This window comes from Lacrimispora indolis DSM 755, from assembly GCF_000526995.1.
In the GTDB taxonomy this organism is placed as follows: domain Bacteria; phylum Bacillota; class Clostridia; order Lachnospirales; family Lachnospiraceae; genus Lacrimispora; species Lacrimispora indolis.
In genome coordinates, this window is record NZ_AZUI01000001.1 from 319,954 (window position 1) to 344,691 (window position 24,738).

Sequence of the window (24,738 nt, forward strand, 5' to 3'; positions counted from 1 at the left end):
TACATCTTTCCATCATTGTTATTCATGTTCTCATATACCTCCCCGGAATATGATGAGTGCCCTTCCATCAATTTGTTTTACACTCACAGCGCCATAGTTGCGTGAGTCATATGAATCACCCCGGTGGTCTCCCATGACAAAGTACTCGTTAATACCAAGCGTAAGCGGATAACTGATTTCCGCTTTACCATAGGTCTTTTCATAGATGTATGGTTCATCGGGCACTTCTCCATTAATAAGAAAAAGTTCAGGATTGCCTCCACACTCCAGCATATCACCGGGAACAGCGCATATACGCTTTACATAGTCTGTACTTCCGTTCCTGCTTACCAGAGCAATATCACCTCTCTTATATGAGCTTGAAAGTTTCCAAAACAGGAGGACATCACCTTCCAAAAGAGCTGGTTCCATGGATGTTCCCGACACGACCGCAATTCCAAACATTGCGTTGAATACCAAGGCTGTTGTTGCGGCAATCAGCACGCACCTTATAAAAGAAGGCCAAAACGGCAGCTTAGGCTTATGGGGTTCAGCCGCATGCTTTAGCTGATATGTTCTCTTTATGATATTTGTACCTTCCTGTTTCGTTCTTTTATCTTCTGGCATTAAAACTTTCCTTTTCATAACTGCAAGGGATCGGATATCTGCTTAACGTTCATTCAGGTGCGCATCGGGAACGCCGGATAGTCATGTGGATATTATTAAGCTCATGCAGTCCCCTGGCCGTTTCTGCAATGTCAGACAGGCGTACACAGCGCAGATTATAGACCAATTCCTTTTGTACTGAGTCCAATACCGCATGGACAAGGCATGTTTCTATTGAACCCTTGTTGCAAAAACCATCCATACCCAAACAAGAGTTGATCTGGATATCGCCTTCCATTACCTGTATGATGTCATAAAGAGTAACCTCCCGCGCGCTCTCAGCAATCTGATAGCCTCCAAAACGCCCATGCAGAACCTCTACCATACCGGCCTGTCTCAGGCAGCCAAGTACCTTATTTAAATATCCGTACGAAATGCAAAGCTGCTCCGAAAGCTCATTTGCCGTAATTAATGTGTTCTTGCTATAGAGGCAACACATAACGCGGATGCCATAGTCTGTTGTCATATGTAATTTCATGTATTCAACCTCATTAATGCATACTTGGCTTTTGAAATATGACTTAACTTGAAATATATTTCATTTGCTGATTATAAAATAACAAAAGTCCATTTGCCCGATTTTCCGCTTAATGAGCAGTAATTTCCGCTCGATTGCATGGGCTGGAAGTATTGGGAAAGCACAAAGCAAAAGTACCGCTTTGCTGATGAATACTAATTAAGCGGAAATACTGCTTTATTGGACGAAATATATTCCAAATGTACGTTTTTTACTTATACTTATAAGTTGAACTATACATTTGAAGCGCTTAAACAAGTGGTATAAAAATCATGTGAATTTGCGAATAAACGGATGCATCGCGTTTCATCCTAAGTTCTAGGAAAGGGTGTATAAAATGATAACCATATTCTTGTGCGATGACAACAGTGAAACAGTAGAAAGATATAGTGATTTAATTAAACAGACAGCGAAAAAAAAACAGATCGACATTTCCCTTTCTGCATTTTATAACGGCAGATCCTTGCTGTTTCATATGTCCGACACTCCTGATTTGCCGGACATCATTTACCTTGATATATTAATGGATGGACTTAATGGCGTAAATACGGCAAAAAAACTGAGGGAACTGGGATGTAATGCAGAAATTATTTTTTTGACTTCCAGCAATGATTACGTGTTTGACTCCTTCGATGTCTCACCCGTATATTATCTGTTAAAAAACGAAACATCTGAGACTAAATTTGAACAGGTGTTTTTGCGTGCCGTCCATTTGTCCGATAGTAAGGCAACTCAGAAATTTATCTGTAAATCAGGTGCATTACGTAAAATCATTCCAATTAAGGAGATCTCGCATTTTGTTATTTGGAAAGGGATTGTAACCATACATTATGGAAAAAATGAAAAGTTTGAGTATTGGATCACTATGGAAGAGCTGGAAGAGCAATTGCGTGGAAAGAATTTTGTCCGCACACACCGCTCCTATATCGTCAACCTCCAGTATATCGCAGAATTTCAGCGCCGCACGATTATTCTTAAAACAGGAGAAACGATACCAGTAGGTGTGACTTATGAAGAAAAGGTAAAAAACACCTTTTTGGATTACATGATCCGGCACAATACAATTTTTTAATGAGAAAGGAGAAGTCCAATGGCGCTTACTTTGCGATTTTTGGCGGAATGTCTGTTTACCTTTTACAGCGTGTCCTTCCTCTTTTATCACAGGAATACCTTTCTTGTCAGACAGGGTTACTGGATTTATCTTGCAATTGCTGCTTTCACAAACTGGAGCTTCGGGGCTGCTTGGGGATTAAGCCTTTCATCCCATTACGGAGCTCTCATACTCTTAGGTATCACCATATTGGAATTAAAGCTAATGTACAAAATGAATCCGGTGCAGCTCCTATTTGAAAGCAGTTATTTTGTTTCCGTTCTCTACTGGGGAAGAGGGATTGTACTTCCGGCTTTTGCTTTGTGTCTGGAAAAAAGCGTTCAATGGGTGAGGCATGACAATTTCTACTACTCCATTTCATGGTTCCTCTCCATGTGTATTATACTCGTCTATAACAGGATTTTTCGGCATACTATTGCGCCCCGATCTAAAATGGAAAAGTTCTACCGCATCAAAGAGCAGATACGGTTTGTAGCTATCTTTCAAACAACTCTATTGGCTTATCTGCTATTTGTCAATTTAGGACGATATTATGGTGTAGATCTGCCCTGGTATAAAATAACCTATATTGTATCATGCGTGATATGCTTTGCTGCTCAAAGTCTTTTGGTGCATCGCGGGATAAGAATGAGCGCTCTTTTGGAATTTGAACTGCATAACCGATTTCTTCAGGAGCAGCTTCGCAGGCAGTTGCAGCATTACAAAACCTATCAAAAATACACGGAAAGTTACAGGGCATTTAAGCATGACTATAAAAATATGATGATTTCTGTGAAATCCCTGCTATCCACCAGAGAATACCAGAAAGCAGAACGGATGCTCGATACCATTCACGATACCATGCAGCAACAGGTTCTGGTCCATAAGACATATTCAAACCATATTATACTTGACGCCATTTTTCATGACATTGCCAACGTGTGTGCAGAGCAGGAAACACGCTTCTCAGCAATGGTATATATCCCCGAGGGACTCAATATATCAGATATTGATTGTGTCCGCATTTTTTCAAATCTAACAAATAATGCGGTTGAAGCCTGTACCAAAGTCACATCTGAATTTCGGAGATTTCTTACAATCACAAGCAATTTAAGTGAGGGCAATAATTGGCTGAGTGTTGAAATATCCAACTCTTTTAATGGGGAGTGCAGCATGCGCAACGGGATTCCCGAATCGACAAAAGCTGACAAAGACTTTCATGGAATGGGTTTGGCAATCGTTACAGAAATTATTGAGCACTTAGGCGGGGTGATTAGAATTGATGCCGGCCAGGAGGAAAAGATCTTTACAGTGACCCTTTTATTTCCGCTCAGCAAGTAGTATCTATGCTTTGCACATTTTCTCCCTAATCCCGTATTCTATAATAGAAACAATTTATTGTTGTATTATTTAACGTTTATAACATAATATTATCTTTTATCATTTTTATTAGATACAGGAAAGAAGGTGAATTGTTATTTGAAGTTATCTGATTGCAGCAATTCCAATTGTCCCATACATAACAGGGGTATGGGCCAATCTTTCTGTCCTGATATTCAGGGGGCTCCCGGTTTCCGGGGCCGTTTCAGCGTTCAGGGATCTTCTGGACCGGAAGGGTCACCGGGGTCTTAGGGAGAACAGGGATATCCCGGCCCCCATGGGCCCGCCGGACCTGCAGAACCTGCCGCCACCTTTGCAGACGCAGAATTAATATATACACAAAAATGACGAAGAGCAGAAACGCCTGCTTCCGTCCGGCGAAACTATAACATTGAATACAAAAATCGCAAATGGCGCACCATATATAAGCTATAATAATTCGGAATATTTTTAATTGCCAACCCAGGATAATAGGTGGTTCATTGCTGCCTGCAATCATTTCATGCAAAAGCAGCTCTGTACCATTTCAGTTTTTGGATAGCAAATATTTCCATCTGAGAACTTGTATGACTGTTGCCATAACCATTTCATCAACAGACGGCTATGGCAGCCAGGTGTTAGAAAATGAAAATGCCTCCCTGCCGGTTTCGCAAAGAAACCGGCAGGGAGGCTATGTTATTTCATGACTTTCTGATCTGCTCTTTTGAGCTGTAAGGCTGTCAGCCCTTATTCTGGCTGCATTTGACCGCATCAATGGCAAGGACCACCATAAGTGCCAAAAGACTGTCCTGTCCGTCAGCCACATCAATCAAATAAGTATCTGTAAAATGAAAAAGCTGTTTTTCGATCCTGGCCACCGTACTGCCGGTCTGGGAAAGAATGGAATAATCCCATTCCAGGAAGCTGCCTTCCACATGCCAGCCATTGCAGTCAACGGAAAAAGAGGGTTTAAAAAAAGTGAACTCCTTGGTGATGGTTCCCACCGTTTCTCCTCCGATCTGGATGGCAAACCGGGGAAGGAAAGTAAGCACCTGCTCCCTTAAGGTTGCCAGGTGATTTCCGTCTTTATCATAAATCTCCAGCTTATGGCCCCATGCAGGCCTGCCGCAGACCGTGTATACAGTGGCGCCATTCTCATCATAAATATCGTAACTGTCAAACCAGGAAAAAAACCTCTGTTTAAACATAAGTCTCATGATATCTTTTTCTCTCCTTTCCCTTCCATGTCCACCGTCTGCCCGCACCACTCCCTCAGCATGCATTCCCCGCACTTTGCCTTCCTTGCCGTGCAGATTGCCCTGCCATGGTAAATCAGCTGAAAATTGATCCGGTTCCAATGGTCTTCCGGCAATATTCTCTGCAGTTCCACTTCCACCTCTGCCGGATTTTTCCCGAAGGCCCAGCCCAGCCGCTTTGAAATGCGGAATACATGAGTATCCACCGTGACCCCCGGTATTCCATAAGCATCTGCCAGAAACAAGGTAGCAGTTTTTCTTCCTACTCCGGCCAGGGTTAAAACACCTTCAATATCTCCTGGAACTTCTCCGCCGTATTCCTCTGCAATCTGTCTGCAGCATTTCTTTAAATTTTTTGCCTTGTTTTTATAAAGCCCGATCGAACGTATGGCTTCTTCAATTTCTTCTAACGGTGCTTCGGCCATCTGCTCCACTGTCTGGAAACGCTGAAACAGCTGGGGGAGCACCTCCTCCACCTGTTTATCCGTGCTCTGGGCACTGAGCATGATGGCTGCCAGAAGCTGCCAGGGCTGCTGGTGGTAAAAGCCCTCCTTTGTTACACCGTAAACCTGATCTAACTTTTCAAGTATATAACCGATATTTTCCTTTTTCATCCGGTATTCCAACCTTCCGCTACTGTATTTCATCTGCTTTTCTCTTTCGTCCGTACGCTTATTCCTATGTAAAAACGTGTTTCCCTTTGCCCCTCCGGTCAATCTCTCCCGGCTCAAACAGCCGGATGGTCCCATATTCTCCGTCATATCCCGGGCTGCATATGACTCTTCCTTCCCTCAGCCGCCTGATCCCCTCTGAAATCATATGACCGGAAGCTTGATCAATATCCTCCAAAGGCAAATCCCGCAGAATGTGAAATTCCGGACCCAGATCACTGATCATGGATTCATACTGGCCCTGAACCTTTTTGCTGGCTGTGGAATAGCCTATGGAAGCCGCAATCACCTCAGACAAAGGGACCAGATTTTCAAATCTCCTTCCTCCGGGAAGAACAAAGCCAGGGGCACGGTCAGCCAGCTGACCGATCCGATGGGAAACGCCTGTAGTCAGCTTGCGGCCGCATACCGGGCACTTGCCTGAATACTGTTTCGCTTCTGAAGGAGAAAGGCAAAGATTGCATTTCCGGTGACCGTCATAATGATATTTCCCTTCTTCCGGGAAAAATTCCACAGTCCCCTCCAATCCCTCCCCTTTTTGAATGGCATTCCAAAGCCCGGTATAGGATAATTGAATATCCAGAAGATTGGCTTCCCTGCCTAATTTCGACGGAGAATGGGCATCGGAGTTGGAAACAAGCTGAAAACGGTCCAGAGCCGACAAACGCCAAATCATAGGCGGATCAGAAGAAAGGCCTGTTTCCAGGGCATGCACATAGGGAGTTAAGTCCTCAAAACACTCTTCAATGGAATCAAAACCGGAAAATGCTCCGAACAACGAAAAATGGGGCGTCCAGATATGAGCCGGAATATAAATGGCCCTGGGGCACATTTCCAGCGTAATTTCAAGAAGGTCATGACAATCCAGACCCAGGATAGGCCTGCCGTCTGAATGTAGGTTTCCAATGGTTTCCAGCCTTTCTGAAAGCAGTTTTGCCTCCTCAATGCCGGGAAGAAGGATGACGCTGTGAACCTTCCTCACTTTCCCGTTTTTCTTATAAATCGAGCTGATCTCTCCGGAAACCACAAACCTGGGAATTGCCTTTTCCGGACCCTCCTTCTTGTTCACACGATATTCTTCTTTTAATATATAAAGCCCCTCTTCTGCAGGAACCAGCTTTTCCTTTAATTCCTCACGCCATGCCGGGTGGGTAAAATCACCGGTCCCCAGGATGGCGATCCCTTTTTTCCTTGCCCATAAATCCAAATATTCCAGAGAACAATCCTTACTGGTTGCCCTGGAATAATGGGAATGGATATGTAAGTCTGCTATATACATAAATTTCACCTGCTTTTGTCAATTTATGTATTATTATAGCCTTCTTTACTGCCGGTTGCAAGAAGCACGTCCTTCCTTTTACCGGCATATTTTTCATAAATTCCCAAGGCCAGCTGTGCCAGCTCTTCTCTGAATTCTGCCGGCTCAATCAATTCTATCTGATCTCCCATGCTTAATAACCAGCCAAAGAGATTTCCCCTGCCGGAAAATCCGGCTTCAAATAAAAGCCTTCCATCCTCCTGTTCCTTAAAGCTATCCATCCCAAACTCTTCGATCAGGCGCCATTTGATCTCCGGCTCACAAACCGCAATGGCCTGAAAGCTGGCGGGGTATGGATTTTCCGGAAAACACTCAAAGGAAGGCAGGGAAAGCTTATCAAAATGCTCACCGGTATCCAAAAGCTCCTGAATCCTGTTTAGTTTGAACATGCGGAAATCCATCCGCTCCCTGCAATATCCCCACACATACCAGGAGGACCACTGGAATACCAGAAGATAAGGATCAATGATCCTTTCCCTCTCACCATTTGGTGCATAATAATAGAATTTTATGGAATGGCTGGCTTCTATGGCTCCCCGCATCAGCTCGATCTTAGGAGACAGAGAGGATTTATACCAGGAGGAAAGGTTGATCATTATGTGGCTTTCCGGGACCTGCACCGAGGCCTGGTCCATGGACAGCTTTTTCATCAGCTGCTGGTACCGGCTGGAACCGGACACACTGTCCAGGCTTTTAAGTCCGGTCAATATGGACTGCATTTCAGAGGAGGTAAGCACAGTCCGGTCGATCCGGTAAGCAGGCATGATGGATATCCCCCCATTCTTCCCCTGAGAAGTGGCAAGGGGAATGCCTGCCATTAACAAAGCTTCCACATCCCGGTTTATGGTCCTTCTCGAAACCTCAAAGGTTTCCGCAAGATAAGAAGCCGTTACCTTTTCCTCCTGAAGCAGGATGGATAAAATTCCGATAAGTCTGTCAATCTTCATAGGCAGTCCTTTCTTTCATGTTCCTAATGTACCATAAAGCAATGAGCCAGGCGCCGCAAGGCTGCATCCGGCCACTGCAGCATGATCATAGACCCTTGCGCCTATTATACCACGGCTGAAAGACTTAGGAAAAGCCATTCTTTTCTCCAGCTGCTCATTGACTCCTTTTTTTATTTATGCTAGGATATGCCTATCAATCAAGAAAGAAAGGATCAGTCAAATGAACTTAATGAACCTGATGCAGTTAAAGGAATCCTGGGCTGTCTTTAAACATAATCACCCTAAATTTCCCCTGTTCTTAAAAGCCGCCTTAAACGGCCCGCTGAAAGAAGGAAGCGTGGTGGAGATCCGGGTTACATCGCCGGAAGGAAAGACCATTGCCACCAATTTAAAACTTAAGGCTTCCGACATAGAGCTGCTTGAACAATGGAAAAACTCCTTAGGCTGATTGTTGATTTCGTTCTCTTTCATCTCCCCAAATAACGTATAACCGCACCTGTTGAGCTCTGTCAAAACTGCATAGGTGCCGTTGATCCAGAGAACTTCAGGCTGTATTTTTTCTGATGCCCGCGGCGGGTACCTACTAACAGGACCGCCCCTATGATGCAAAAAAGAAAAACGTATTTTGCAAAATTTTGTTTATTCATGGGTTATTTCACCTTTCATAAGTTAATTTGTGTATAAAATCATCTGATCATGATATCATTCTTTTATCCCAAAGTACCGGAGCACGTACCAAACAGTCATTTTAACGTTGTTAAATATATGAGAAAAGTACCTGCCAAAAAATCGGCAGGTACTTAACCCGATAATAATATATTTCACTTTTCTCTTTGCCGGAAGCACAAGCGGCACCTTCCAGACATATGGTCAGCAGAATCCTTCTTTTTTCGCCTGATCGCAAGCCCTCTCTACCATCGCTGCGTCCGGTGTATTCCAGGCCATTCCAAGCTGTTCCAAAACATTGACCGTTTTTTCCATACAAATGTTGTATTGGTTCTTACCGATCCAGCTGATAATTTCACAGTGAAACGCCAGCTCATAAAAATGCTCCCGTTTTGACGGATGGGTTTTCTGATAATATGTAAAAACTTCATCCACTGACATCTCTTTCAAGGAAACAGCCGTATTCTTTCCCCTCATCAATTTTAAAATCTCTCCAATGGACAATGCATTTGGATTGATTACATGATGAATCTGATTGATTTCCTGATCGCTGAACATCAAACGGATTATGGCTTCACTGATCATATCCACATTTGATATATCCATGGGGCGCTTAATCTCTTCAGGAACGATCCCCAGCCGATACAATGCCCGGTAAAAAATATATGCCGTACTTTGCTCCATATTCTGCTGATATTTTCCGGTCTGTGAATCAAATAAAATGCCGCTCATGCGGTAAACCGTGCTTTCGATCCCCCCTGTTCTGGCACGGATCAGCCGCTGTTCCGCCTGGTATTTGGAAGACAAATACTGATTATTTAAAGGATGCTCCACCAGCTCATCATATTCTGTGAAAAGCGTTTTTGCATGTTCTCCCTGTTCACCATAAGCGATTCCTATTGTAGACATATGATGAACCGCCTTTTTGCACCCCGTTGAAGCAAACTCCAGAACAGTTTCTACTGTTTTTACATTTACGGAAACAAAATCATCATTTTTACCCATATGTTTTACTAATGCGGCAGAATTTACTACCGCATCAATTGACTGGGCCAGGGCCCCATACAGATCTTCGGAGATGCCCATACATTTTTTTGTCAGATCTCCATATACAATCTGTACCCGGTCCTGATACTGTACATAGGAACCATCACCAAAATAATATTCATACTGTTTCTTCAGCCTTTCAGCAGCATCCCAGTGTCTGCGGACCAGTACAGTGATCACTGCGTCTGTCTGAACCAACAGTTGTTTTAACAGGTAGATCCCTAAAAACCCGGTTCCGCCCAGCAGCAGGACCTGATGATACTTATTGAAATCCGGCTTTATCTGATTCTGGCCTGCAAAGGCTGACCGGTACCGTTCCAGCTCAATGTCTGAAATTTCCTTCAAATCTTTAAAATGTAAAATGTCCTTGAGCTTCTGTTTCATCGCCTCCTGATTCTCCCGCAAGCATTCAGCAATATGTCTGACCGTCATCGCGGCAAAAACATCGTCAATATCCAGTTCAAAATTCTCACTCAATTCAGAAATCACGTTTATTGCCCTCAGAGACGTCCCTCCCACATCAAAGAAATCATCTTCTATTCCAAACTGTTTATGTTTTAAAACTCTCCCCCATATTTCTGCAACAATTTCCTGGTATGGTGTTTCCGGCAGCAGTTCCTTTCCTTTCATCCTATATCTCCCCTTCCATTCCGCCTGCGTATAGTGTTAATTTCTCCTGAATCATGCTGCTCAAATTTCTGACAGTATTGGCTGAAAAAATTTCCTGGAGAGATATTTCCGTATCATATTTCTTAATGAGCCGGTTCATGCTTTGAATTGCAAGGAGGGAGTCGCCGCCGATTTCAAAGAACTTATCAGTCACACTGACGGAATCCAGCCGCAGCATCTCTTTCCACATTTCTGAAATAAAAGCTTCCACTTCATTTTCAGGTGAAACAATTTCCCTGCGTTCTTCCCTGCCGGTTCCTGTAAATGGAAGCAGGCCTTTTCTGTCAATTTTTCCATTGGCAGTAACAGGAAGCTTTGGCAGTACTGCAACATGCCTGGGGACCATATATTCGGGAAGCTGTCCGGACAGAAATTCTGACAATACTTCCGTATCAATTACCTTCACATATTCTTTTGCCCTGGCCGCATAAAGGTTCCTGCCATAAACAGCCGTGATCTCCTCAAGGTCACAGAACAAATCAATCAGTTCCATTTTGCAGCTGTTCAAATGGCGGCTCCATTCCTGATGATTGAAAAAGGGGATCCCTGTTTCCTTTCGCTCGTCTGTAAAGCGGCTGAATCCGTACTCATACAGCCCTGCAATATTTAAGTCAAAACAATTCATCTTTGTGTTCTCCACAAAGAACAATACCCCTTCCGGCAGCAACAGCTGCCTGATGTTTTCAAGTGCGGTATTGATGTCAGCTGCTCTGTGCAGAGTGTTGTCTGCCAGTATGATGTGAAACTTCCGGCCTTTTGCCAGCTGCATATCAGCCGGTTGATTCATATCAAACAGTTCAAAATGGATTCCCTGATGCCGGGATTCTTTTTCTGCCAGGAAAAACTTTGACTCGTCACAGTAGGTGTAATCCCACTTTCCACGTTCTTCGTTTTTCAGAACCTCTTCCAGCATATTCCCGAATCTGGTTCCAATCTCCAGGACAGCTAATTTTTCTCCTTCAAAGAACTTATCAGTATATTGTTTCAGTAAACGATTCAACGCATTGTAATAATGCTGATTGATCCGCTGATAATAATTCAGTTTCTTTAACGCCGCTGTAAAATCCTGATCAAGGAAAAGAGAAACAACATCCTTATTCCCCTGGAGCACAGCCACATAAGTCTGCTGTGTTTCCAGATAATATTCTGCCAAATCTTTCATTGATACCGGCAGTTCCTGAACCCTTTGAGAGACCAGTGACCACTGTCCGTAAGTCTGGCTGCAGCGGAAGATTTCCAGTCCGCTATTTTCCTGTGTAACTGCGCCTGCCTGTTTTAACTGTTCCAGCCAGTGTCTGAGCAGCGGCTGAAAACGCCGGTCTGTCTTCGTTTGAATCATCCGGTCTGCAAATGAAAATTCATCAGCTTCACCGGTTAACATGCCGAGTTCTCGCAGAATATCAGCCGCTGCACAAATGCTCACAAGGTTCATCTCTTCCAGCATCCTTTGGACTGCATCCACATTCTCCTTCCGCACCATATCCGAAGCAATATCAGTGATATCACCATGATCAGCTATGATTAATTCACAATGGCCGTAAGGGTTTTCTTCCGTTTTTGCCGTTACAAATGCATATAGCTGCTGCTGCGGGCTTTGATCTGCAATGACTGCCACATCCTTTACATCCGGAAACAATCCGACCGCCTGCTCAATCTCACCCAGACCGATACGGAATCCTTTTATTTTAATCTGGTTATCTTCACGTCCCAAAAATTCGATGTTGCCGTCAGGCATATATCTGGCCAGATCTCCGGTTTTATATATCCGTTCCCCGGTAAGAGGATGGGTGATAAATTGTCCTGCCGTGCGTTTTTCATCATTCCAGTATCCTGCGGCCACACCGGCTCCGCCGATATACAGATCCCCGCAGACTCCCACCGGACAGGGCTGCATTCTGTCATTGTAAATGTACAGCACCTGATTGCTTAAGGGTTTTCCATAAGGGATGCTGCTCCATTCCGGAGATACCTGGTGAATAATATAATAGTTAGACCAGATGGCCGCTTCGGTGGCCCCTCCCAGACTAATCAGAAGGGTAGCAGGGAAAAGCTGTTTTATCTGCTCAGGTAAAGTCATTGGAATCCAATCACCGCTTAACATCACCAGGCGCAGGGAGGCATCAATCGCCCCAGAGCCGCAGAACTCCGCCAGCATGCTCATAAAAGCAGGAACTGTGTTCCAAATGCTGACCTTCTGCTGTTCCATGACTGCCGCCCAATGAGCCGGATTTTTAAGCTGTGCCTGCTCCGGAATTACCACAGCACCTCCGGCTGACAGCATGCCAAAGATATCGTAGACCGACAGATCAAAATTTAAGTTGGAAAGCGCAATGCTCCGGTCCTCCTCTGTAACATTAAAACGCCGATTGATATCAATGATTGTGTTCACTGCATTTTTATGGGTAATGGTAACACCTTTGGGTTCTCCGGTGGATCCGGATGTATAAATGACATAAGCCACAGCTTCCGGCAGAACAGGCTCCAGGACGCACTCTTTTGTTTCTGCATAGGGAATGGTATCCACATCAATCCATTGCCCGGCCCTGATTCCCTCTTTTTTAATCCAGGACTGGGACAGCAGCATCTGGACTCCTGCCCGTTCTAACAGACTGTTAATCCGTTCGGCAGGATGATGGACATCCAGCGGCAGATAAGCTGCGCCTGTTTTCATAACAGCCAGTGCCGCGATTACCTGCTCCATTCCTTTTTCCATATAAATGCCGATGAGAGGTTTCCTGTTTTGTCTGAGGCAAATCTCGGCGGCAGTCCGTTTCACACAGTTTTCCAGTTCTCCATAAGTAATGGTTAAGTCTTTATAAATGACTGCAATATTTTCAGGCGTTTTTGCACATTGCCGTTCAAATAGTGAAACCAGCGTATCATCAGGAATCACTGTCTTATTTACATTCTCCTGCTCAAACTCCTGAATCCGGGGAATGGTGACCAGTTCAATATCCGGCTTCTCCCAGTTTTCCAGATGCTCACATAAACTCTCGATCAGTTTTACATATGCATGGAACATTTCCCAAATCATCCGCTCCGGGAACAGTTCTTTTACATAATCCCAAATCAGGACCAGGTCGCCCTGCTCCTCTGTCACCTGATGGTCCAGCCATACCTGGGGTGTTTCCGAGCTGCTGTAAATACGGTTTTCAAACCAGTTTTTGTGATCCTTCCCATTTGACTGCAGTCCCAGAGAACTGGTAAATACAACCGGCATCATGACTCCCTGCTGACTTTGATAATATTTTCCCAGTTCACGCTGAACAGAAACACCGCAGAACAGCGGATGCTCTAAATCAGCCAGCAGCTGTTTCTGTATTTTTTTACAGCGTTCCGTAAAGGAATCAGTCATTCCTGTCTTCATATCAATTTCCAGCAAAGTCAGAGAAGTAAAATCCCCCACCACTTCATTGATTTCAGGATGAACCGGCATCCGGTTAAACCGTGTTAAATTGATGGTAAATCTCTGATGTCTGCTCCAGGCCGCCAGAATTTCTGCATATGCACCGATCAGAAATACTGATGGAGTGATACCTCCTGTTCCAGTCAGATGAGTTTTGATTTTTTCCCACTTTTCCGAAGAAAGCCGGTGCTCCAGATGGGCAAAGGTATGGACCGGCGCTTCCAGGGTGGGCAATTCCGGTGCCGGCGGGAGGGTGGAAAGACGGTTTAACCAGTATTCCTTATCCTGCTTAAATGCCGGCGTCTGTTTCATCCGTTCTGCTTCTAATACATAGTCCCGGAACGTGACAGCCGGCCGGCGCGCAGAATACTCCTCCTGCTCATACATTCGGCTGATCTCCCGGAAGAAATAGAAGATGCTCCATCCGTCGAAAATAATGTTGTCAAAGCAGAGATGCAGACGGACCCTTTTCTCCGGCAGCACGGAAATCCTGATATCAAACAGAGGCCATTCCTCCGGCTGGAATACACGGTGGGACAATTCCCGGCGTATCTGTTCTATATGGCTTTCGATCACCTCGCTGTCCATTTCTTCCAGATGATATTCTTTCAGTTCATAAGGCGGGATCTCCTTTAAAACCACCTGCCGTTCTCCGTCACTTAAAATCACCGCCCGCATCATATCGTGGGCGTTTAAAAATCCATGGAAGGCCTGTTTCAATCTGGCGATCTTAAAATCATTATTTTCAATTTCAAAATAGTAATGGGTGGATACCTGCCCTAAGTCATAAACTCCCTTGCGGCCGATCCAGTATGCTTTTTGGATTTCGGTCAGCGGAAATGGCTCAAATCTGCCTGCAGGATCTGTTTGCAGGACCGAATCCTGATTTGTTGATATGGCTTCCCGGCCCGCATCCTGCAGCTGCATTGTATCCAACAATTCTGCCTGAAGGGAAAGCACCGGCTGTTCAAATACATGTTCCAGCATAAACGGAACACCAAACCGTTTCCGTATTTCAGCCGTCAGCTGTGTAGCAATCAGCGAGTCTCCTCCTAATTCAAAATAGGAATCTTCCAAATAAACTTCCGGTTGTTTTAAAATTTCTTTCCATATCTGAGCAAGCCTTTTCTCTTTTTCTGTTTCCGGCAGGCGTTTTTCTTCTTCCGTCTGATGCGTTTCTGTAATTTCCAGGGCCAATAAACGGCTTCTGTCCACTTTTCCATTTTGATTTAACGGCATCTGTTCAAGATAAATAAAATGTTTTGGGATCATATACTCCGGAATCAGGTGTTTCAGCCTTTTTTTCCATTCATTGGAATCCCTGCCGCAGTCTTCCCCTGTGAGGAATGCCAGCAGTTCTTTTTGTCCCGATGGCAGTTCTTTTGCAAAAACAACTGCTTCCTCTACTCCTGAATGCTTTAAAACAGCAGCTTCTATTTCTCCCAATTCAATCCGATGACCACGGATTTTTACCTGTAAGTCTTTCCTGCCGAGAAATTCAATCCGCCCATCAGGACGGTAACGGCCCATATCCCCGGTCCGGTACCAACGCTCATGGTTATGAAGGATAAACCTTTCCTCTGTTAACTGAGGTTCCCCAACATATGACAATGCCAGGCCATTGCCTCCGATCCACAATTCCCCTGGCACCCAGTCCGGACAGGAACGAAGCTTTTCATCCATAATACAGTACTTTTGATTGCTTAAAGGATACCCATAGGGGATAGACTTCCATTCCGGTTCCAGGGGCAGGGTCACTTCATAATAGTTAGACCAGATGGAAGCTTCTGTGGCACCGCCCATGGACAGCATATTTGCATTGGGACACTGATTTTTCATCCGCTCCGGCAAAGTCAGTCCTATCCAGTCACCGGAAAGAAAAATCCATCGCAGGGAACTGAGAAGAATCCCCCTGCTCTTAGCCGCAATCAACAGCATATCAAACAAAACCGGAACGCTGTTCCAGATTGTAATTTGGTATTGATGGATGAGATCGGCCCAGTACTCGGCATTTCTCCGCTCCTGATCAGGAATGCAGATAAGTGATGCGCCGGTATTTAACGTTCCAAACAGATCATAAACCGATAAATCGAATTCCAGTGAAGAAACAGCTAACACCGAATCCGTTTCATGAATTCCACAGATCCGGTTAACCGCTTCTATTGTATTAACCGCACCTCTGTGACTGATTTCCACACCTTTTGGCTCACCGGTGGAACCTGAAGTAAAAATAATATAGGCACTGCTGTCCGGTGAAACGGGATTTGCCTTCTGCTGGGGCAATATCTTTTCACTGTCCTCTATGCACAGCATGGTCACCTGCTCATCAGGTTCAATTTCAGCCATAACTGCACGTGTTGTCAATACATACTCTGCATTTGACTTCCGGTACATAACCGCTCTCCGGAAAGCAGGCTGGGTGGGGGCAATGGGAGTATAGCAGGCTCCTGCCGCCAGGATTCCCATTACACCGATGACCTGGGAAATCCCCCGTTCCATGGTGATTGCAACAACAGACCCTGTTTTCACTCCGGCCTTTTGTAAATAAGCAGCGGTTTGCAAACTCTTTCGCACCAGTTCTCCGTAAGTCAATACCTGCCCGGTATCCGGCTGGATTACCGCTGTTTTTTCCGGATGTCTTTCTGCATATGGAAACACACCGTCTAACAAGGTTTCCATTTCATTAGGAACTTGCAGATTCAGCTGCCGGTCCCGTTTTAACCGGATATCTTCCAGCTCCGCCGACGGCAGGACCTGCTGCCAGTCGCTGTCCGGCCTTGCCAGTTTTTCAATCCACTCACAGCAGGTGCCAAACATCTGCCCGATCATTCCGTCAGGAAAAAGCTCTTCCACCGCATCCCATCTGATATAGAGTCCTCCGTTATAATCAAAGGTCTGAAAATCAATCCACACCTGGGGCGTCTGGGATACCATAAATTCCAGCTCACCAAATGTTTTTGTGAAGCTGTCATCCAGCAGCGGTTCTCCTAAATTGCATGCAAATACCACCGGAGCAATGCATTTTGCTTCTGGAAAACGCTGTGCCAGCTCCCTTGTCACCTGAACACCGGAATAGGCAGAATATTTTATATCATTGTGAAAGCGCTGCTGAAGCTGCCTGGCACGTTCCACAAAGGTTCTGGAATCGCTGCAGTCAACATCCAATAATAAAATATTGGAAAAATCCGCCACCACATCTTCAATCCCGTCAAACTCCGTGTGCCGGTTAAACAGCGGGAGGTTGACCAGAAAACGGGATTTTTCACTCCACCGTTCAAGGATCTCACAATAAATTGTCAAAAATACCATTGCCGGAGTGATCTGGTACTGAGCGGCCTTTTTCCTGATGGTTTCCCATTGTTCCGGAGTGAACCCGGCCTTGTGAGGAGCAAATACTGTTTTTTCTATTGTTTCCGGCGCTTTTTTCAGCGGAAGCTCCGGACCCAGGGGAAGTGTGGGTATTTTCTCCTGCCAAAATGCTTCCGCCTCTTTTTGTGCCCCGGCAGCCTGCTGATGTACTGCTTCCAAATATGCCCCGAAATTCCAGTCCTTGCTTACAGACAGGTTCTCGCTGCGGTACAGTCTGGCAAGATCACGGAGTATGATCTGGAAACTCTGTACATCTGCTGCCAGTAAGTCCACATCAAAGTGAATCCTGGCTTTCCCCTCAGGCAGGAGCGTTAATGTCAATCCGGCATTCTCCCCTGTTTCTACGGATAATTTCCGATGGGACAATGCCTGACGCAGCTGATTTAATCCACGTTCCACTTCCTCCGGGGTCCTGCTGCGCATATCACATAACATGACCTCTTCATAAGGAGAAGCTGTTAATACCTCCTGTTTTCCGTCTTCCGTAAAACGGGTCCGCAGTGCGGGATGGTGCATGATAAGCTGTTTCCAGGCTTGTTGCAGCTGTTTTGCATCAATGTTCTCACCGGCTACTTCAATATAGGCATGGCAGCCGGTATCCCCCAGAACCTGTCCCTTTTTTCGCCCGACCCAGTAGGCATACTGTACATCCGTTAAATCAAACTGTTTTTTTGTATCGTCTTTCGGCAATGCCAGCTTCGTTTCCCCGGGCGCAGATTCGCTTTGATTATATATGGAAAGGAGGATCCACCAGTCCTGAAACGTAGGCTGTGAAATCAATTCTGCAAAAGTTACCTTTGCACCTCGTTTCCTCCAGTCATTAACCAGTCTCATGATTTTCAAAGAATTAATTCCCATTTCAATCAGATTGTCCTGATCATGTATATTTTCCGGGTTTACCTTCAGTATCTTTCCGATCTGTATCTTAATATCCTGATATTCAAACACTTTTTCATCTCCTCTTCCGCCCGCTGACCGCAGTCAAAAGGACGCCTGCTCCTTTAATTGATCTTATTGGCAATGGCCATTTCTGTCAGTTTTTTCTTATTTACCTTTCCCACATTGGTAAGGGGAAACGCTTCCAGTATGTACAGACTGTCAAGACGTTTATAATCTGCCAGTCCGGTCTCCTTTAAAAAGCTGTTGACTGTTAAAAGATCCAGATCGTCCTCCTCAGTAATAATAAACGCACATGCCTGATGGCCATACATCTCATCAGGAACTCCCACCACGCTGGCTTCCTTAATCAACGGATGCTCACACAGGCAGTTTTCCAGTTCTATGGGCATGATTTTTTCACCGGCACGGTTGATCTGCTCTGTAATCCTTCCGGAAACCACAAGATTTCCCTGGGAAGTGATCATTGCCTTGTCACCGGTGCGGTAATACCCATCCGCTGTAAAGCTCCGTGCATTTGCCTCTTCAGAACCATAATAACCATGAATGGTATAAGGACCTCTGGCAAGCAGTTCTCCATATTCACCCTGGGGCACACAGTTTCCCTGTTCATCTGCAATCTTGATTTCATCCAGCTCAGAAACCAATGTCCCCTGAGTGGATAAGATGATCTCATCGCTGTCATCCAGACTGGTCATTGCAGTAATGCCTTCCGCTATTCCAAAGGTCTGCTGCAGCTTACAGGGAAGCCGTTCAAAAATTCTTTTGGCAATGCTCTGTTCCAATACAGAACCGCCCACCTGCAGTACTTTCCAGCTGGATAAGTCTCCCTCATCCCACCACTCCAGCATGTCCATCAAAAGGTTTACTACCGCGGGGACCATACCGGTATGAGTAACCCGCTCCTGTGCAATCAGCATCAGAAGCTCATCGGGACTGCTGGTCTTTGCAAGAACGGCCGTTCCGCCTGACAAAAAGGTTCCCATAATGCCGGCATTTCCCAGGGCAAAATTGTGGGCAACAGGCAGTGCCGCTAAGTATACGGTCTGTTCATCCATCCGGCACCGTTTGGCTGACTTTTTCGCATTATATAAATAATCAGCCTGGGTTCTGGGAATTAACTTAGGCGTATTGGTGGTTCCACCGGAAAGCAATAAAAATGCAAGATCCCCAGGTACTGCCGCCTCGTCAGCAGGATCTGCCTTTTTACGGTAAAACTGCTGAATCGTCTGCTTCCCGCTTTTCTCAGAATCAAGCACCACATATTTAATGCACGGATACTCCTGCTGCAGCCTGTCTGCCAGCTGCCCATAATCGTAGCCAAGATAATGTTCCGCGGCAATATAAGCAGTGGGCTGGGTGAACTGAATCATATGTTTTAAGTCAGCTTCCCGCAGTGACGGAAGCCCCATAATCGGTATGGCCCCAATCTTGGCCAGCGCAAATATGGTAAAAACAAATCCGGCTGTATTTGGCAGCTGCAGCAGCACATGGTCGCCTTTTTTAATACCCATTTCCAGATATCCGGAAGCCAGATTATCAGAATAGTTCAGCATATCTAAATATGTAAACTGCATATCACCGTCAATCATTGCAGTCTTATCCTGATATCTGGCAGACAATTCCGCCAGCTTTTCATGGAAGGTAATTTGTTCAATATCGTATGTTATTTTCATCATAACAGGAGTCCCCTCTTTCTTTTCATGTGAATGGTTCAATCAACTCTTTTACATATCCAAGGAGCGGCATTTTGTCTTCTGCAAAATAAAAATGTTTTCCTTGAAACAGCTTAAATTCAACCGGATCGTCAGAAAATGCTTCCCAATCCTGAACCGCTTCCTTTCGCAAGGTACGGTCGTCCTTTCCATACATCACCCGGATGGGGCAATGTAATTTCTCATGGCTGGTAAACCGATACGTTGAAAGCATGTTAAGATCCATCCGGTAAATCGGCAGATAATACTTTTGAAACAGAACGCTGCGTGCCGTATCCGGATCAACCAGCTCATATTCCACCATCATGTCAATCATTTCTTCATCAGAGGCGCCCCGCTTTTCCATTTCACGTTCCCTTGTCATTAAAAACCGTGGTGATTCTGAACCGGAAGCCAGGAGATACAAAGGCTCTTTCCCAAATCGCCGCCGCACCTCCAACAGTACCTCATAGGCAAGCAAAGTGCCGGTGCAATGACCGAACAGAATAAAATCATTTTGAAATAATTCCTGGTTTTCATCCACAAACTGTTTGGCAAACAAGTCCACAGTCTTTGGCATGGGATCACTTTTCCGCAATTCCCTTCCGGGATAGAGAACAGGAAAAAAATTAATAGTCTCCGGAATTTCACTTTTCCAGGGAGCAAACATACTGGGACTTCCGCCTGCATAGGGAAAACTGATGAAATTGATACCCCCATCCCGGTGCCGTACTTCATGTGCTATCCATTTACTCAACTGACTTTTCCCTCACTTCTCTCTATAAACTGGCTGAAAGCCTCAATGGTAGGATCATTCAATAGCTGGATGAGAATCTCTTCAAAATCATAATATTGGGAAAAGGCTTCCGTTAAGCTTGCAGCAAGACGATTCATAATCAGAGAATCCGCTCCTATTTCATAAAGATCCTCATGTATGCCGATATCCGGTAATTCCATAACCCGGCAAACCGTACTTTTTATTTTTTCCAGACAGCCGCAGGAGGAAATTATAAGCTCCTGCTCCGGCCCGGTTGAAGCTGCCTCCATTTGGGAGCGAACCAGGCTTTCCAGTGCTCTTCTGTCTGTTTTTCCATTTGGGGTTAATGGCACATGTTCCACATGGATCATACGATAGGGAATCATGTAAGATGGAATCTTGTCCTTTAAAAAATCTTTTATTTCCGCCTCTTTAAATGGGTTCTCTCCTCCCCATGTTATTCCCATGATTTTTGTCATATTGTTAACCGCCATGGTTACTGCCATTGCACCTTCCACACCCGGAAACCGCTTTAAGGCCGACTCAATCTCCCCCAGTTCAATCCGAAAGCCCAGGATTTTAATCTGCTTGTCCTCCCTGCCCAGAAATTCAATTTCTCCGCCCGGCATATATCTTCCCATATCACCGGTGCGGTAAACTCTCCTGCCCAGGGAGGGGACGAAAAAGAACTGTTCCCCGGTTCTGTCTTTATCACCATAATATCCCATGGCCAATCCCTCTCCGGAAATGTATAAGTCTCCTTTTAACCATACCGGACTTTCTTCCAGTTTTTTATTTAATATATGGATCTGCTGATTAGCCAGCGGCTTTCCATATGGAATGCTTACCCAATCCGTTTTCAATCCCCGATATACATGATAAATGGACCAGATTGCGGCTTCGGTAGCACCGCCCAGACTGACAATTTCAGCTGACGGCAAAAATGGCTGTATCTTCTGAGGAAGCTTGATGGGAATCCAGTCTCCGGACAGCAAAACAACTCTCATGGAATCCAGCTGCTGCTCCTTTTGAGTCTGCAAATATTCCTGCAGCATTACCAACAGAGAAGGAACCGAGTTCCAGACCGAAATCCGGTATTTTTCTATTAACTTTACCCAGTGGGATGGGTCCGAATATTTATCATGGTCAGGGTAGATCACCCCGCCTCCAACACTCAGCATTCCAAAAATATCATAAACCGACAAATCAAAATTCAGCTGTGACAGCCCCAGCACCCGGTCTCCTTCCCGGATTCCGAAACGTCCGTTCACATCACAGATGGTGTTCACTGCGGCCTTGTGACTGATGACCACTCCTTTGGGAATTCCCGTTGAGCCGGAAGTATAAATGATGTAAGCCGGAAGTCCGTCATGAACCTGGACTTCTGTTTCCTGTTTCCCGGTTTGTTCCAGCTGATCTACTACGATCACGTTTAAATGATCCGTTTGATACCTGGTACGGCTATGCACCAGCAGCAGCTTGATATCAGCATTTTTGATAATCGTTTCCGTCCGTTCAAAGGCTTCGCTGTCATCGATAGGAACAAATACCCCGCCGCACAGCAGCGTACCTAAAGCGGCAACAATCTGGTAAACATTTTTGGGCATTATAATTCCCATATGGGCTCCTTCTGCCAAACCAAATTCCTTTATGGCAAAAGCCAATTGCTTACTCTTTTCTATCAGCCGGCAATAGCTGAACCGATGTTCACAATCTGCCGCAGCCAGCAGGTCCGGTGTCCTTTGGGCCTGGTCCAGCACCAGCTGATGAAGGGTTCTATTCCCCACTGGTCCGGCAGTCCGGTTGGCTGCGTCTCTTTCCAGCTGCTGCCACTCAGGCAAAGCAAAGGAGAACTCCTTCGTCCAGTTGGTTTCAGGAGAGGCAGCCTCCAGTATAACTGTTTCAAATGTCTGAAACATATCTTCCAGATACCCATCATAAAAAATACCCTCTCTCACATCCCAGTTGATTCTCAGGCCAAAGATGCCATCCATTGCCTGGCAGTCAACAAAGGCCTGGGGTGTCTGGCTGATTCCGGTATTTCTTATTTTTCCTGCAATTTCATCATTCTGGCTGGTAATGCCTATGGCACTGGTAAAAATAATCGGCATAAGCGCTGCATCCCTGCCTTTTTGACGCGACAGTTCCCGGAGAATTTCCACACCGGAGAACAAGCCATGATCCAGGGCTTCAAAAACAGCCTGATTGATCTCCAGAACCTCATTAAGAAATGGCCGGCCCTCCCTCATAATAACCGGAATCAGTGTATTCGACGTAAAATCTCCGATGATCTGATTGACTTCTTCATGAAGGGGCTGGCGATTCAGCATGATCATATTTATGGTAAATTCATCTGTCTCACTGTACCTGGCAAGCACTTTTGCATATGCGGCCAGCACATAACTGGTAGGGGTGACGCCGGCTGATTTACATTTTTTCTTGATCTGTTCCCAGTATTCCGGTGGAATTTCCATCTGCAGCCGGCGGAATGTGTTTTGTAACTGTTTGCCGTGATCCTGGGGAAGCTTGGGAGCTGCTTTTATATCCGGTATTCTTTCCAGCCAGTACTGCTGATCCCTTTTATATTTCAGGGTATGTTTCAACTGCCTTTCCGCTAATACATAATCCCGGAAACGCAGCTTCAGCACGGGCATCTGCTGCTGTCTGAAATAGATGGCTTCAAATTCTGACAGCAGCATCCATATACTTGTCCAGTCCACGATCAGAAACTCTGTTGAATAATGAAGAATGCTGCAGCCGCCTAAATCTGACACACCGATGTCAAACAGCGGCCAGCGATCAACCGGATACATCTTATGGTCTAATTGGCTGCGTAGATCCAGACTCTCCTGCTCTCCGGCTGCTCTGGTGATTTTAAAATACGGAACTTCCGGCAGCTCCTGCTGATATCCTTCCTGAGTGAACACCGTTTTTAACATCCCATGCCTGTCAATCAGTTGATTCCATACCACTTCCACCCGGTCCGGATCCAGGGAAGGATATTCTATTTCCATATAGATGTGACAGGATACCCCTCCGTATTGATACGTATTGTTTCTTCCTAATAAATACGCCTCCTGGATACCGGTAAGGGGAAATGGCTCATATTGCTGCTCCGGATCAATGGAAAGAACTGCCTTCCCTTCCCGGTGTTTTAAGATTTTTATGATTTCAGGTTTATGGTTTTTTAAAAACTGAATATCTTCCGGTGTTAACGTCCCTTTCGGAGCATGGTATTTTATGTTTCCATCCTGTTCATTCAGACGAATCCCCCGGTTTTCCATCTCAGATAAATTCTGTAAAATCATTTCCATAAGTTCTCCTTTGCACGTTACAAAACTCCTTCTTCCTTTTCCTCCAATGCTCCATGCACTGTCTTTTTCAGACTTACAAGACCAAACTGCTTCACTTTTTCAAACACAGCCGCCGGATCTGTAAGCTTTTCAATCCAGCCGATTCCCGGTTCAATACAGCCTTCTAAAAGACATTCACAGACCGCCGTACAAAAGGCTGCCGATAGCTTGCTTTGCCCTGGGGCCTGAAGATAATATAAGTTTTTCTGTGGTTTTCCCTCCCGGTTGATCCCCTCCATTTCAAGTAAGAACGTCACCTGAGAAGGAAGGAGCATATGATCAAGTTCAGCAGCCAGACAAAGATCGGCAGCCAGCTTTTCTCTGTCCTGAACATACTTTTTTAATAAATTTTTGTAAAAAGCATTGATATTACTGCCGCAAATCACGTGAAACCATTGCGCCTCCACTCCGTTCATCATCTCCTGAACACGAGCTGTATCAGCGTTTTCGTAAGGTATCATGCGTTCTGCGTTTTTGTAAAACGGCTGAAGTTCACTTATTTCTGGAATTTTTCCGTCTGTCCGCAGGGACACTCCTCCATTCCCGTTAAAAATCCCAGCCATAAAATCAATTGCAGCCGTCTGAGTAAATTTACCGGTGATGCTGTAGAAATGCCTAAACCTCTGGGGCCTTAATAAATCTTCCTGAAAAACAAGAGGTAAAAGTTCTGAGAATCCCGGTACTGAACCCATATTGTATAACATACACTGGGCCTTATCCTTCACCGAAAGCCTGGTCACTTCACGGTTGTAACCGCAGTCAATGTAATGGCAGCCGGATTTTAAAGCGCATTCTGCTGCTTTCAATGACAATAAAGACGATGGCCCGGCTGTGTTTATCACAATGAAATGCCGGTTCATAAAATGAAGAAGGCTCTCCTCTTCTTCAATATTCACATAGCTCCATAAAATTGGATTTTCTGGATTCTGCCTGCGGCTGCCGACCGTGATCCTTTCATATCCCCGTTTTGTCAGCAATTGAATCACCTCACGGCCAATATTCCCGTACCCTCCAATGACACCGATCATAATTTCCCCCTTGCCGTTGCATTTAGTTAGTCATGACTAACTCATGGGT

14 protein-coding genes and 1 pseudogene are annotated in these 24,738 nt (G+C 45.2%); 3 read left to right on the forward strand and 12 right to left on the reverse strand.

The window, feature by feature from the left end; translation table 11 throughout:
- Positions 1–30: 30 nt before the first annotated feature.
- Positions 31–606 (reverse strand): signal peptidase I, encoded by a 576-nt coding sequence (gene lepB / locus K401_RS0101575; protein WP_024291322.1) that lies wholly within the window; start codon positions 604–606, stop codon positions 31–33.
- 49 nt (positions 607–655) lie between these two features.
- Positions 656–1,123, reverse strand: coding sequence for an RrF2 family transcriptional regulator (locus K401_RS0101580; protein ID WP_024291323.1), 468 nt, complete (start codon positions 1,121–1,123; stop codon positions 656–658).
- A 376-nt stretch (positions 1,124–1,499) separates the two neighbouring features.
- Here K401_RS0101580 and K401_RS0101585 point away from each other — a divergent pair, with 376 nt between their 5' ends.
- Complete coding sequence (locus K401_RS0101585) at positions 1,500–2,234, forward strand: LytR/AlgR family response regulator transcription factor (protein ID WP_024291324.1); 735 nt, start codon at positions 1,500–1,502, stop codon at positions 2,232–2,234.
- A gap of 18 nt (positions 2,235–2,252) precedes the next feature.
- Complete coding sequence (locus K401_RS0101590; protein WP_024291325.1) at positions 2,253–3,593, forward strand: sensor histidine kinase; 1,341 nt, start codon at positions 2,253–2,255, stop codon at positions 3,591–3,593.
- 758 nt (positions 3,594–4,351) lie between these two features.
- Here K401_RS0101590 and K401_RS0101600 read toward each other — a convergent pair.
- From K401_RS0101600 to K401_RS0101615, 4 genes and pseudogenes are all read right to left on the reverse strand, one after another.
- Positions 4,352–4,828, reverse strand: a complete 477-nt coding sequence (locus K401_RS0101600; protein WP_024291327.1) for an LURP-one-related/scramblase family protein — start codon at positions 4,826–4,828, stop codon at positions 4,352–4,354.
- Complete coding sequence (gene nth, locus K401_RS0101605) at positions 4,825–5,514, reverse strand: endonuclease III (RefSeq protein WP_027352222.1); 690 nt, start codon at positions 5,512–5,514, stop codon at positions 4,825–4,827. Before nth ends, K401_RS0101600 begins: the two co-directional genes overlap by 4 nt.
- 64 nt (positions 5,515–5,578) lie before the next feature.
- Positions 5,579–6,817: pseudogene (locus K401_RS0101610) on the reverse strand (endonuclease Q family protein); the annotation flags it as partial.
- A 23-nt stretch (positions 6,818–6,840) separates the two neighbouring features.
- Positions 6,841–7,803, reverse strand: a complete 963-nt coding sequence (locus K401_RS0101615; protein ID WP_024291330.1) for a helix-turn-helix transcriptional regulator — start codon at positions 7,801–7,803, stop codon at positions 6,841–6,843.
- A 220-nt stretch (positions 7,804–8,023) separates the two neighbouring features.
- Here K401_RS0101615 and K401_RS0101625 point away from each other — a divergent pair, with 220 nt between their 5' ends.
- Complete coding sequence (locus tag K401_RS0101625) at positions 8,024–8,251, forward strand: hypothetical protein (protein WP_024291331.1); 228 nt, start codon at positions 8,024–8,026, stop codon at positions 8,249–8,251.
- A 422-nt stretch (positions 8,252–8,673) separates the two neighbouring features.
- On the opposite strand, the gene K401_RS0101635 is transcribed toward K401_RS0101625, so the two are convergent.
- Genes K401_RS0101635 through K401_RS0101660 form a run of 6 tightly spaced genes read right to left on the reverse strand, consistent with a single transcriptional unit; the run spans position 8,674 to position 24,689 of the window.
- Complete coding sequence (locus K401_RS0101635) at positions 8,674–10,146, reverse strand: SDR family oxidoreductase (RefSeq protein WP_024291332.1); 1,473 nt, start codon at positions 10,144–10,146, stop codon at positions 8,674–8,676.
- Between the two features lies 1 nt (position 10,147).
- A complete protein-coding gene (locus K401_RS0101640; protein ID WP_024291333.1) occupies positions 10,148–17,908 on the reverse strand; it encodes a non-ribosomal peptide synthetase in 7,761 nt (2,586 codons plus the stop codon).
- A 53-nt stretch (positions 17,909–17,961) separates the two neighbouring features.
- Positions 17,962–19,536 (reverse strand): (2,3-dihydroxybenzoyl)adenylate synthase, encoded by a 1,575-nt coding sequence (locus K401_RS0101645; protein ID WP_027352221.1) that lies wholly within the window; start codon positions 19,534–19,536, stop codon positions 17,962–17,964.
- Positions 19,537–19,558: 22 nt separating this feature from the next.
- Positions 19,559–20,308, reverse strand: a complete 750-nt coding sequence (locus K401_RS0101650) for a thioesterase II family protein (protein ID WP_027352220.1) — start codon at positions 20,306–20,308, stop codon at positions 19,559–19,561.
- A complete protein-coding gene (locus K401_RS0101655; RefSeq protein ID WP_051464002.1) occupies positions 20,305–23,622 on the reverse strand; it encodes a non-ribosomal peptide synthetase in 3,318 nt (1,105 codons plus the stop codon). Before K401_RS0101655 ends, K401_RS0101650 begins: the two co-directional genes overlap by 4 nt.
- Positions 23,623–23,639: 17 nt before the next feature.
- Positions 23,640–24,689, reverse strand: a complete 1,050-nt coding sequence (locus tag K401_RS0101660; protein WP_024291334.1) for a saccharopine dehydrogenase NADP-binding domain-containing protein — start codon at positions 24,687–24,689, stop codon at positions 23,640–23,642.
- Between the last annotated feature and the right edge of the window lie 49 nt (positions 24,690–24,738).